This window comes from Bacillus sp. SYZHCR11 (assembly GCF_057196865.1).
On sequence record NZ_JBXUND010000003.1, the window covers coordinates 143,016 to 155,851 of the forward strand.

Annotated in this window: 11 protein-coding genes and 1 pseudogene; 11 read left to right on the forward strand and 1 reads right to left on the reverse strand. The window is 46.2% G+C overall.

Annotated features, from left to right (window positions below; translation table 11 throughout):
• The first annotated feature begins 126 nt into the window (after positions 1-126).
• From ystJ to AC2CGA_RS12560, 6 genes are all read left to right on the forward strand, one after another.
• Positions 127-1,359: an NADP-dependent malic enzyme gene (gene ystJ, locus AC2CGA_RS12535; protein ID WP_003152440.1), complete on the forward strand. Its 1,233-nt coding sequence runs from the start codon at positions 127-129 to the stop codon at positions 1,357-1,359.
• A 327-nt stretch (positions 1,360-1,686) separates the two neighbouring features.
• Complete coding sequence (gene accD, locus AC2CGA_RS12540) at positions 1,687-2,559, forward strand: acetyl-CoA carboxylase, carboxyltransferase subunit beta (RefSeq protein WP_014305570.1); 873 nt, start codon at positions 1,687-1,689, stop codon at positions 2,557-2,559.
• Positions 2,544-3,521: an acetyl-CoA carboxylase carboxyl transferase subunit alpha gene (accA, locus tag AC2CGA_RS12545; protein WP_003152442.1), complete on the forward strand. Its 978-nt coding sequence runs from the start codon at positions 2,544-2,546 to the stop codon at positions 3,519-3,521. The genes accD and accA overlap by 16 nt, the downstream gene beginning before the upstream one ends.
• Positions 3,522-3,711: 190 nt before the next feature.
• On the forward strand, positions 3,712-4,671 hold the full coding sequence (pfkA, locus tag AC2CGA_RS12550) for a 6-phosphofructokinase (RefSeq protein WP_003152443.1): 960 nt from the start codon (positions 3,712-3,714) through the stop codon (positions 4,669-4,671).
• 39 nt (positions 4,672-4,710) lie between these two features.
• Complete coding sequence (gene pyk / locus AC2CGA_RS12555) at positions 4,711-6,468, forward strand: pyruvate kinase (RefSeq protein ID WP_139885352.1); 1,758 nt, start codon at positions 4,711-4,713, stop codon at positions 6,466-6,468.
• Positions 6,469-6,578: 110 nt separating this feature from the next.
• Positions 6,579-6,962, forward strand: coding sequence for an FxsA family protein (locus AC2CGA_RS12560; protein WP_012118168.1), 384 nt, complete (start codon positions 6,579-6,581; stop codon positions 6,960-6,962).
• Positions 6,963-6,994: 32 nt separating this feature from the next.
• On the opposite strand, the gene ytvI is transcribed toward AC2CGA_RS12560, so the two are convergent.
• Positions 6,995-8,110 (reverse strand): sporulation integral membrane protein YtvI, encoded by a 1,116-nt coding sequence (ytvI, locus tag AC2CGA_RS12565; RefSeq protein WP_003152446.1) that lies wholly within the window; start codon positions 8,108-8,110, stop codon positions 6,995-6,997.
• A gap of 97 nt (positions 8,111-8,207) precedes the next feature.
• On the opposite strand from ytvI, the gene AC2CGA_RS12570 reads away from it, so the two are divergent.
• The 5 genes and pseudogenes from AC2CGA_RS12570 to icd all read left to right on the forward strand — a co-directional run bounded on the left by AC2CGA_RS12570 (position 8,208) and on the right by icd (position 12,796).
• Positions 8,208-8,672, forward strand: a complete 465-nt coding sequence (locus tag AC2CGA_RS12570) for a DUF441 domain-containing protein (protein WP_003152447.1) — start codon at positions 8,208-8,210, stop codon at positions 8,670-8,672.
• Between the two features lie 124 nt (positions 8,673-8,796).
• Positions 8,797-8,933: pseudogene (locus AC2CGA_RS12575) on the forward strand (peptidoglycan-binding domain-containing protein); the annotation flags it as partial.
• Between the two features lie 162 nt (positions 8,934-9,095).
• Positions 9,096-9,506, forward strand: a complete 411-nt coding sequence (locus AC2CGA_RS12580; RefSeq protein ID WP_015387862.1) for a YjdF family protein — start codon at positions 9,096-9,098, stop codon at positions 9,504-9,506.
• A gap of 739 nt (positions 9,507-10,245) precedes the next feature.
• On the forward strand, positions 10,246-11,364 hold the full coding sequence (gene citZ, locus AC2CGA_RS12585) for a citrate synthase (RefSeq protein ID WP_014305566.1): 1,119 nt from the start codon (positions 10,246-10,248) through the stop codon (positions 11,362-11,364).
• 160 nt (positions 11,365-11,524) lie between these two features.
• Positions 11,525-12,796: an NADP-dependent isocitrate dehydrogenase gene (gene icd / locus AC2CGA_RS12590; protein WP_003152454.1), complete on the forward strand. Its 1,272-nt coding sequence runs from the start codon at positions 11,525-11,527 to the stop codon at positions 12,794-12,796.
• Positions 12,797-12,836: the final 40 nt, after the last annotated feature.

Below are 12,836 nucleotides of genomic sequence, written 5' to 3' on the forward strand. Positions count from 1 at the left end.
CGTTTTGTTATACAATTGAAACAATTGTGCTATCTTATTTAAAGATTCTGAAATTTTTCACCTCCAGCGATTGTACCAGTCTATGCGGCAGAATATGTAACAAAGTACTTAAAAGGAGTGTTTAGAATGTCATTAAGAGAAGAAGCGTTACATTTACACAAAGTAAATCAAGGAAAGCTGGAATCAAAAGCAAAGGTAGAAGTCAGAAACGCGGACGACTTAAGCCTTGCCTACTCTCCCGGAGTAGCTGAGCCTTGTAAAGAGATTTATGACGATAAAAATAAAGTATATGATTATACAATGAAGGGGAACATGGTAGCAGTCGTAACAGACGGATCAGCCGTTCTCGGTCTCGGTAATATCGGGCCTGAAGCTTCACTTCCGGTCATGGAAGGGAAAGCGGTGCTGTTTAAAAGTTTCGCGGGCGTGGATGCATTCCCGATCGCGCTTGACACAAACGATGTGGACAAAATCATTGACACTGTGAAGCTGCTTGAACCGACATTCGGCGGTGTCAACCTTGAAGATATTGCGGCGCCGAACTGCTTCATTATCGAAGAGCGCCTGAAAAAAGAAACAAACATTCCGGTTTTCCACGATGATCAGCACGGCACTGCCATCGTAACCGTTGCCGGACTTGTAAACGCGCTGAAATTATCAGGAAAATCCATGTCATCCATTAAAGTTGTGGCAAACGGAGCGGGAGCGGCAGGCATCGCGATCATTAAGCTTCTTTACCATTTCGGCGTACGCGACATCGTGATGTGCGACTCTAAAGGAGCGATTTACGAAGGGCGTCCGGCCGGCATGAACGCGGTGAAAAACGAAGTGGCCAAGTTTACAAACCAAGACCGCAACGATGGCTCGCTGCAGGATGTCATTAAAGATGCAGACGTCTTTATCGGCGTATCAGTCGAAGGCGCGCTGACGAAAGAAATGGTGGAGAGCATGGCGAAAGATCCGATTATCTTCGCAATGGCCAACCCGAATCCGGAAATCATGCCTGAAGACGCGCGCGCAGCCGGCGCTAGCGTAATCGGAACAGGCCGTTCTGATTTCCCGAACCAGGTTAACAACGTGCTGGCATTCCCTGGAATTTTCCGCGGGGCGCTTGACGTTCGCGCGACTCACATCAACGAAGAAATGAAAATTGCTGCGGTTGAAGCGATTGCTTCCCTTGTTTCAGAGGAAGAATTAAGCGCTGATTATGTCATCCCGGCTCCGTTTGACAAACGCGTGGCTCCTGCCGTTGCGAAAGCTGTTGCGAAAGCAGCGATGGAAACGGGCGTCGCCAGAATTACGGTCGATCCTGAAGAAGTGGCTGAAAAAACAAGACAGCTCACAGTCATCGGGGAATAATAACACAAAAATGAAATGGCAGCGCGTTGGAAAAAACAACGCGCTGCTGTTCAATATACGGACTGCTGGCATTTTTTTAAGGGCAGGTCTTAAAAAAATTTCAGCAGAATCCTTATTTCTTTTGAAAACGCTGACAGATAAGGCTGAACAACGCTTTTTACGGTATGAAATCCGTCCGTTTCCGTCTGTTTTGCAGCAAAAAATGTCGAATGGAGGATGACACCGTTTGACAAAAAAAGTACAATAGTTTCGGTAAAGTTATTATTAAGTCTATCTAATCGGAAGACATGCAGTGAAGAGAACCCTTCACAAAAGGGAGGTAATCATTTGTTAAAGGATATATTCACAAAAAAGAAAAAATATGCTTCCGTGCCGTCTGAGCAGGCAAAACATGATGTTCCGGAAGGCATTATGACAAAGTGCCCCAAATGTAAAAAAATCATGCTCACAAAAGAGTTAGATAAAAACCTGCGCGTCTGCATGAACTGCGGGCACCATTTCCCGATGAATGCAAAGCAGCGCATTGAAAGCCTCCTGGATGAAGATTCATTCGAAGAATTCAACCAGGGAATGATATCTGAAAACCCGCTCGGTTTCCCGGAATACTTAGAAAAAATCGAAAAAGACCGTGAGAAAACATCGCTGAATGAAGCGGTGGTTACCGGAAAAGGAACCATCAGCGGATTCCCTGCCGTGATCGCGATCATGGATTCAACATTCCGAATGGGCAGCATGGGTTCGGTTGTCGGCGAAAAAATCACGCTTGCAATTGAAAAAGCAAAAGAGGAAAAAGTCCCGTTTATCATCTTTACCGCTTCCGGCGGCGCACGTATGCAGGAAGGGGTCTTAAGTCTTATGCAAATGGCAAAGACAAGCTCTGCATTAAAACTGTTCAGTGAGGAGCAGGGACTGATTATTTCTGTCATGACCCACCCGACGACAGGCGGCGTATCGGCCAGTTTCGCGTCTCTCGGTGATTATAATTTCGCTGAACCGGGCGCCTTGATCGGATTTGCAGGAAGACGTATTATTGAACAGACGATCGGGGAAAAACTGCCGGAAGATTTCCAGACGGCGGAATTTTTATTAAAGCACGGCCAGCTTGATGCGGTGATTCACCGAAACGACATGAAAGAGAAACTCGCATTTCTGCTGGACATGCACCAAACAGGAGGTGAGCATGAGTGGCTGCAAGATTAGAATTTGAAAAACCGGTGATTGAACTGCAGACGAAAATTGCCGAACTGAAAAAATTCACCCAAGATTCGGAGATGGATTTAAGCGCTGAAATCGCAAGGCTTGAAGACCGGCTCAGCAAGCTCCAGGATGAGATTTATAAAAACCTGAAGCCGTGGGACAGAGTGCAGATCGCACGCCTTCCCGACCGGCCGACGACGCTTGATTACATTCAATATCTGTTTACCGACTTTTTTGAGTGCCACGGAGATAGAACATACGGAGATGATGCTGCGATTGTCGGCGGAGTCGCCAAATATCACGGCATGCCGGTCACCGTCATCGGACATCAGCGCGGAAAAGACACGAAAGAAAACCTTGTCCGCAATTTCGGGATGCCTCACCCTGAGGGCTACCGCAAAGCGCTTCGTCTCATGAAGCAGGCGGATAAGTTCAACCGCCCGATTATCTGCTTCATCGACACGAAAGGAGCGTACCCGGGTAAAGCGGCGGAGGAACGGGGACAAAGTGAAGCCATCGCCAAGAACCTGTTCGAGATGGCCGGCCTGACAGTGCCTGTCGTTTGTATCGTCATCGGGGAAGGCGGCAGCGGAGGCGCGCTTGCGTTAGGTGTGGGCAACCGCATGCTGATGCTTGAGAACTCGACGTATTCCGTTATTTCTCCTGAAGGAGCCGCGTCCATTTTGTGGAAAGACTCCAGCCTTGCGAAAAAAGCGGCCGAAACCATGAAGATTACTGCGCCCGATTTATTAGAATTAGGAATTATTGATGATATGATTAAAGAAGTGAAGGGCGGAGCTCACCATGATATCAAGCAGCAGGCGGGCTACATTGACGGTATTCTTAAAGAAACGTTAAAATCTCTTCTTCGATTGAACGCCGAAGAGTTGATCTCACAGCGCTATGAAAAATATAAAGCAATCGGGAAAGTTTCGGTTGAGGATCAATATATCGGGGTAAACTGAATAGACGTGAAGCCTATGGCTCACGTTTATTTTTTGTGATTTTTGTGATATTCCTTAAATTTTATTTAAAAACAATTTATTTAATTGTATAATAGGTAAGGTTTCATGGGAGCTCAGGCGTCCCTTTTCATTGTTTTAGGGCAATGATCATGATATGTTTAACATATATAGTTGCTGAGGTGAATAGGAAATGAAGCGTATAGGAGTTTTAACGAGCGGCGGGGATTCCCCGGGTATGAACGCTGCGGTGCGCGCGGTTGTGCGGAAAGCTATCTACCACGACGTCGAAGTGTACGGAATTTATAACGGTTATTCAGGATTAATCAGCGGGAAAATAGAAAAACTGGAGCTGGGTTCGGTCGGTGACATCATCCACCGCGGCGGAACAAAGCTGTATACGGCCAGATGTCCTGAATTCAAAACAGTTGAAGGCCGTGAAAAAGGAATCGAAAATTTAAAGAAACTCGGCATTGAAGGTCTTGTCGTCATCGGCGGAGACGGTTCATACATGGGTGCGAAAAAATTAACGGAACACGGGTTTCCGTGTGTAGGTGTACCGGGTACGATAGATAATGACATCCCGGGAACTGATTTTACGATCGGATTTGATACGGCGTTAAACACCGTAATTGATGCGATTGATAAAATCCGTGACACCGCTACGTCTCATGAGCGTACATACGTTATTGAAGTGATGGGGCGCCATGCGGGCGACATTGCTTTATGGGCAGGTCTTGCAGGCGGAGCGGAATCAATCTTAATTCCTGAAGCGGACTACGATATGGAGGAAATTATCGGCCGTTTGAAGAGAGGGCACGACCGCGGCAAAAAACACAGTATCATCATCGTTGCAGAAGGGGTAGGCAGCGGGGTTGAATTCGGAAAACGCATCGAAGAAGAAACGAACCTTGAAACACGGGTATCCGTTTTAGGGCACATCCAGCGCGGCGGATCTCCAAGCGCTTCTGACCGGGTTCTTGCAAGCCGCCTCGGCGCTTACGCGGTTGAGCTTCTGCTTAAAGGAAAAGGCGGACGCTGCGTAGGTATACAAAACAACAAGCTTGTAGACCATGATATTATAGAAATTTTAGAATCAAAACATACTGTTGAACCAAACATGTATCAGCTTTCAAAAGAACTGTCTATTTAAGGCGGAAGAAGCTGAAGATTTCAGAAGGAAGTGAACGAGTTGAAAAAAACAAAAATCGTTTGTACAATCGGTCCGGCCAGTGAAAGTGTAGAAATGCTGACAAAATTGATGGAAGCGGGTATGAACGTTGCTCGTCTGAATTTTTCACACGGTGATTTCGAAGAGCACGGCGCAAGAATCAAAAACATCAGAGAAGCCAGCAAAAAGCTCGGCAAAAACGTGGGGATTCTCCTCGATACGAAAGGTCCGGAAATCCGCACGCACGATATGGAAAACGGCGCGCTTGAGCTTCAGGCGGGAGATGAAATTATCGTTTCTACGAAACAGGTGCTGGGAACGCTTGAAAAATTCTCAGTTTCTTATGAAGGCCTGGCAGACGACGTGTCAGCAGGGTCTATCATCCTGCTGGATGACGGTTTAATCGGATTGGAAGTGCTGGAATCAAATCCGGAAAAACACGAAATCAAAACAAAAATCTTAAACAGCGGCACGCTGAAAAATAAAAAAGGCGTAAACGTTCCCGGCGTCAGCGTCAACCTTCCCGGAATTACTGAAAAAGACGCCAAAGACATCATATTCGGTATCGAGCAAGGCGTTGATTTCATCGCTGCGTCATTTGTACGCCGTTCTACGGATGTCCTGGAAATCCGCGAACTGCTTGAAGAGCATAACGCGTCTGACATTCAAATCATTCCTAAGATCGAGAACCAGGAAGGCGTGGACAACCTGGATGCGATCCTGGAAGTATCTGACGGCCTAATGGTAGCGCGCGGAGACCTCGGCGTAGAGATTCCGGCCGAAGAAGTGCCGCTCGTGCAAAAAGAAATGATCAAAAAATGCAACGCGCTGGGCAAACCGGTTATTACTGCGACACAAATGCTAGACAGCATGCAGCGCAACCCTCGTCCGACACGTGCTGAAGCAAGTGACGTTGCCAACGCCATTTTCGATGGCACAGATGCGATCATGCTTTCCGGTGAGACGGCTGCGGGACAATATCCTGTTGAGGCGGTTCAAACAATGTTTAACATCGCCACACGCACGGAAGAATCTCTGAACTATAAAGAAATTCTGTCTAAACGCAGAGATCAGGTCGGCATGACGATTACTGATGCGATCGGCCAATCAGTTGCGCACACGGCGATCAATCTGAGTGCGGCAGCTATCGTGACGCCTACAGAAAGCGGCCATACGGCGCGTATGATCGCGAAATACCGTCCGCAGGCTCCGATTGTAGCCGTTACGGTTAATGAGTCTGTATCACGCAAACTCGGCCTTGTATTCGGTGTATTCCCGTCAAGCGGCCAAAACGCGAATTCTACAGATGAAATGCTTGAAGACGCGGTTCAAAAATCACTTGACAGCGGCATCGTGAAACGCGGTGATCTGATTGTCATTACAGCAGGTTCTGTCGGTGAATCAGGCACGACGAATCTGATGAAAGTCCACACTGTCGGCAGCATTATCGCGAAAGGGCAAGGCATCGGACGCAAATCTGCATTCGGTCCGGTCGTTGTTGCAAAAAATGCGAAAGAAGCTGAACAAAAAATGACAGACGGCGCAGTATTGGTTGCTTCAAGCACTGACCGCGACATGATCGCTTCACTTGAAAAAGCATCAGCGCTCATCACTGAAGAAGGCGGTCTGACAAGCCATGCAGCCGTTGTCGGTTTAAGCTTGGGCATTCCGGTTATCGTCGGCCTTGAGAACGCAACTTCAGTTTTAACAGAAGGACAGGTTATCACAGTTGACGCTGCCCGCGGCGCTGTGTATGAAGGCCGCGCAAGCGTTCTTTAAACAGCTTTAAAAAAGAGAGGGGGGTTCTCCCTTCTCTTTTGTCTTTAGGTTGATTTTCCTATTCCCATGCGGGCGGTGACGCGCTTTTAGAAGGGCAGGAGGGCAGAAAAATGAGAGTGTTATTCTTACTGTTTATCGTATGTCCGGCAATTGAAATCGGTTTGTTTCTGCTGGCGGGAAAATGGCTCGGTATTTTTCCGACCTTCCTTCTCATCATTTTGACAGGCGTGTTAGGCGCTTTGGTGGCAAAAAGACAGGGAACCGATGTGTATCATCGGGTGATGCGCGACCTGCAGCACGGCAAAATGCCGGGGGAAGCGCTTCTTGACGGAATATGCGTCTTTTTCGGAGGCCTGCTTTTGATGCTTCCGGGTTTTCTGTCCGATATTGCAGGGGCCTGTCTTCTGATTCCGTTCACTCGGAACCGCATGAAGCCGCTTTTGTTCAAATGGCTGAGAGGGATGTCAAAAAACAAGCGGATCATTATCAAATAAAAAACGGCAGCCTTCTTACAGGGCTGCTGTTTTTATTTGGATTGAACAGTAATATAGGCCCATATTTCTTTTAGAGCGCCCGTTGTGATAAAGGCCTGAATGAAAACGAGCAGCGCGGGCCCGGCAGCCAGTCCTAAAATTCCGAACAATTTAAAGCCGGCAAACAGGGCGATTAAGGTCGCAAGCGGATCAAGTCCGATTGACTTGCTTAAAATTTTCGGCTCCGTCAGCTGGCGCTGAATGAGAACCACAATATATAAAACACCGAGACCGATCGCTTGAGGAAGCTGACCGGCAATGGCCAAATACATAATCCAGGGAACAAAGACCGACCCGGCGCCGAGATACGGGAGCAGATCAACCAGGCCGATAAAAAAGGCGATGGTTGCCGCATGCTCAATCCCTAAAAGAAAAAGTCCGATAAAGACAATGATCATCGTGAAAAGTATGAGCACGGCCTGCGCCTTAATGAAACCTGCCATCGCTTTTTTCAGCTCTCCCGATACGGCCTTGGCGTTTGCCGAAACCCGTTCCGGAAAAATGGAATAAAGCAGCGCCTTCAGCTTATGCCAGTCCTTTGTCATAAAAAAAGTCGCCAGCATTGCGAAAATGAAGACGGCAGCTGTATTGGGAAGGAAGGCAATCCATTTCGGCACCAGCTCCAAAAGATGTGAAAGCATGAGCCCCGCATTTTTAGCGGCTGTATCACCGAGGGTCTGAATATGCGTCACGATGGAGGCCTGCTGATTGGTTTCCAGCCCGTTAAATAGGACGGTCAGCTCGTGGTACAATGGCTGAATGCGGGAAGTGAACAGCTCTTCGCAATACGTCATAAAGGCGCTGATATGGGGAGGGAGCGTTTTGGCCAGATAGGCGGTTCCCGAAATGATTTCCGCAACGAGAAATGTTGCCGCGCCGAGAAGAATAAGCAAAAAGAAGACCAGGACAATGACTGTATTGACTGACCGGGGCAGCCCCGTCAGTTTGTCCAGCCAGTCAACAACGGGAATGATCGCTGATGACAGAATAAGGGCGATCAGAAACGGATAAGTTAACGGAAATGAGGCGTAACCGGCCGCTAAAGCGCCGCCGGCCGCAGCGAGTACAAACAGCGCGCGGAAAAAAACAGTTGCATAGTGCGGATTCACATCGATCCTCCTCTCGGTCGGCACGTCCTATTACATTAGTTTATTCGTCAAAAAAAAGGATATGATTACAGATATGATGAAAGAGGGTGCTTTCAGGATGTTTACACAGGCGAATTTATTTTTACTATTATTGCTGGCCATCGCATTGGTAGCCAAAAATCAGTCATTGCTTTTTGCCGTCGGCTTTCTCATTGTGATAAAAGCTGTCGGTCTTGATCAGAAACTATTTCCGGTTATTCAGTCAAAAGGCATCAACTGGGGGGTCACCGTCATTACAATCGCCGTTTTAGTGCCGATTGCCACAGGTGATATCGGTTTTAAACAGCTCGGAGAAGCGATGAAATCATATTATGCGTGGATCGCTCTCGGTGCCGGGATCGCGGTTGCCTTAATCGCCAAAAACGGTCTCACTTTATTGGAAAACGACCCTCATATTACAACGGCGCTGGTCATCGGCACGATACTTGCCGTCGCGCTTTTCGGAGGCGTCGCCGTCGGCCCGTTAATCGGCGCCGGAATCGCCTACTTGGCCATGCAAATCGTTAAAATATTCACTTCATAAAGTAAAAAAGCGGCGTAAAGCTGCTTTTTTTTGCGGGTGAAAATAAGAGTTTGCAGGGCATTTTGTAGTTCAGACAAATGCCATTTGCATTATTCCGAGGAATGAAGTGGCTTACCATGTAACAAAGAACTTCGGAATCGCCGGCGCATATTGTGCGATGACAGCGGATGCAGTAAGGCGGTTCCAATTGATGAATGGATTAAAAGCTGATGGAATTTATGCACTTGAACCAAATCAAAACTTGAAGTGTTGTTAAAATAAGCGGAGACCCTTTCCTTCAATTTGAAAGTTTGTTAAATTTATAATGAGAATGAAAAAACACAATTCGGTTGGTAGTCCGGATGCATTATTTAAAATGTCAGTAACCTTCCCCTCCTCGGGATGTCCATCATTCTTCAGTAAATTTAGGAGGAGGGAATCGTTATGAAATTAACGGTTTACTACGATGGTCAGTTTTGGGTAGGAGTCATTGAAGTTGTGAATGATGGGAAATTAAGAGCAGTTCGTCATTTGTTTGGAAAAGAGCCCAAGGATTCAGAAATCATGCATTTTGTTCATAATCAACTTTTACAGACTCTCTCCCGCACTGAACAAACAGGGGTTTGTGTTAAAGCAAAATCTAAGAAGTTAAACCCAAAAAGATTACAACGGCAAGCTTCTAAAGAGATGAAAAATATCGGGATATCAACTAAGGCGCAAAAAGCGATAAAACAGGAGCTTGAAGCAAGAAAAGAAAAGAAAAAACAACTGAACAGAAAACAAAGAGAAAAAATAAAGGAACAAAAATATTTAATCAGAAAACAAAAAGCAAAAGAAAAGCATAGGGGCAAATAGTTGGAGAACCCGAAGCCCTTCGATTAAAAAGTTGAGCGGCATCAGTTTTTTCTTCGGACTGATTTAGAAAAAAGAAGCAGAAATCGAGCCCTTCTCGAGATGAGGAGGGTTTTTCTGCATTTATTTAACTTCACCTACATCAGTAAATGAGTCAGTTTCAATTGATGAACGGTTTGATGAGGATATTTACGGGCCGACAACAGCGCAAATGCAGTCAAACGATTCCAGTCCATGTACGGGGAGCCAACTAAAACCAAGACATGGATTTCCGAAGCTGATCCGGACATTGATTCAGTCAAGTAAACAAAATACCCCCCTTCTCCGGTAAAGAAGGGGGGGTTAAATTTGCGGTGAAGTTGTTGCGCCTGTCCTTTTAAAGTTTCCCCAAAGCTCCCCCAAATGAAAACATGAGAATACATGGTTTTACAAAGCATCTGAAAGCAAGCGATTAAATTTATCAACGCCAAGCCTTGATATATAGGGCTTTTAAAACATTTTTAGTTAAAAGTCTACAAATTAATCAGATTATTGTTTATAATAAGAATAGGCTTAAACTTAAATAAGCTTATAAGAATTTGTTATGTTCCTCTATAAGCATACCGGTTATGTAACCGCAACCAGTGAAATGTAAGCATTTTCTTAAAGGGGAAAGGGATTGTTTGCATGACTCATTTTAAGTAAGCCGTATGTTTTATATACTCTTTAAAGGGGAATTTTGATTGAAAAGGAGAGGTTGAATATGACAGCAACACGCGGTCTTGAAGGGGTTGTAGCAACAACATCATCTGTAAGCTCTATTATCGACGATACCCTTACATATGTAGGGTACGATATTGACGACTTGACAGAGAATGCAAGTTTTGAAGAAATCATTTATTTGCTGTGGCATCTGCGCCTGCCGAATAAAACGGAACTTGCTGAACTGAAAAAACAGCTTGCGAAAGAAGCTGCCGTTCCACAAGAAATCATTGAGCACTTCAAATCCTATCCCCTCAATAACGTACATCCAATGGCTGCGCTCCGGACGGCGATTTCATTACTCGGTCTGACTGACAGTGAAGCCGATGTCATGAATCCGGAAGCGAACTACAGAAAAGCCATCCGTCTGCAGGCGAAAGTGCCGGGCATTGTCGCCGCTTTCTCAAGAATCCGCAAAGGACTTGATCCTGTTGAACCGAAGGAAGAGTACGGAATCGCGGAGAACTTCCTTTACACCTTAAACGGTGAAGAGCCTTCTCCGATCGAAGTGGAAGCGTTTAACAAAGCGCTCATTCTTCATGCGGATCATGAGCTGAATGCATCAACATTTACGGCGAGAGTATGTGTCGCCACCTTATCTGATATTTACTCAGGCATCACTGCCGCAATCGGCGCTTTAAAAGGACCGCTTCACGGCGGAGCCAATGAAGCCGTCATGAAAATGCTGACAGAAATCGGCGAAGTGGAAAACGCCGAGCCTTATATCCGCAGCAAAATGGAGAAAAAGGAAAAAGTAATGGGCTTCGGACACCGTGTGTATAAGCATGGAGACCCGCGCGCCAAACACTTAAAAGAAATGAGCAAACGCCTGACCAATCTGACGGGTGAAAGCAAATGGTACGAGATGTCAATCCGTGTCGAAGAAATCGTGACGTCGGAGAAAAAACTTCCGCCTAACGTTGATTTCTATTCCGCATCTGTATACCACAGTCTCGGCATTGATCACGATCTGTTCACGCCGATCTTTGCGGTCAGCAGAATGTCAGGATGGATCGCCCATATTCTTGAACAATACGATAACAACCGCCTCATCCGCCCGCGCGCTGATTACACGGGTCCGGATAAGCAGACTTTTGTTCCGCTTGATGAAAGAGCCTGATCAAACGGGAGGCTGGTGATTTTCATGTCGTTAGCCTCTTGTTAATCAAGCCCGGATTGGTTTACAATTTTGATAGAATCTTGAGAAAAGTCATTTTATTTTTTATACAAGAAAAATAAAATGTTTTCTAAATATGAATTACATACTGGGAGGTAATATTGTGTCACAAGGTGAAAAAATTACAGTCTCTAATGGAGTATTAAACGTACCAAATAATCCGATTATCCCGTTTATTGAAGGCGACGGCACAGGCCCTGATATTTGGAATGCCGCTTCTAAAGTATTGGAAGCCGCTGTTGAAAAAGCATATAAAGGCGAGAAAAAAATCACGTGGAAAGAAGTTTATGCCGGTGAAAAGGCTTATAATAAAACAGGTGAGTGGCTTCCTGCCGAAACACTGGAAGACATCAGAGAGTACTTCATCGCCATCAAAGGTCCTCTGACGACGCCGGTCGGCGGCGGTATCCGTTCTCTGAACGTGGCGCTGAGACAGGAGCTTGATTTGTTTACGTGCCTGCGCCCTGTCAGATATTTCACGGGAGTGCCTTCTCCGGTCAAACGTCCTGAAGATACGGATATGGTCATTTTCCGCGAGAATACGGAAGATATTTACGCCGGAATTGAGTATGCGAAAGGTTCTGAAGAAGTTGAAAAGCTGATCAGCTTCCTGCAAAATGAAATGGGCGTTAACAAAATCCGTTTCCCTGAAACGTCAGGAATCGGGATCAAGCCTGTTTCTGAAGAAGGCACAAGCCGCTTAGTCAGAGCTGCCATTGAGTATGCGATCGAAAACGGCCGTAAGTCTGTCACGCTTGTCCACAAAGGAAACATCATGAAGTTCACTGAAGGGGCATTTAAAAACTGGGGCTACGAGCTTGCCGAAAGAGAATACGGAGATAAAGTATTCACTTGGGCTGAATATGACCGCATTGTCGAAAAAGACGGAAAAGAAGCGGCTGATAAAGCGCAGAGCGAAGCGGAAGCGGCAGGAAAAATCATCGTCAAAGACAGCATCGCTGATATTTTCCTTCAGCAGATCTTGACCCGTCCGAGCGAATTCGACGTCGTGGCGACAATGAACTTAAACGGAGACTATATCTCTGATGCGCTTGCCGCTCAGGTAGGCGGAATCGGAATCGCGCCGGGAGCGAACATCAACTATGAAACAGGGCATGCGATTTTCGAAGCGACTCACGGAACGGCTCCTAAATATGCCGGCCTTGACAAGGTCAACCCGTCATCCGTCATCCTTTCAGGAGTGCTTCTTCTGGAACACCTGAACTGGAATGAGGCTGCTGACTTGATCATTAAATCTATGGAAAAAACGATTGCTTCAAAAGTAGTAACGTACGATTTTGCTAGATTAATGGACGGTGCAACCGAAGTGAAATGTTCAGAGTTCGGTGAAGAGCTCATCAAAAACATGGACTGAACCTAAAGCAGACTTCTAATGAAGCCAAAAAAGGAGAAGA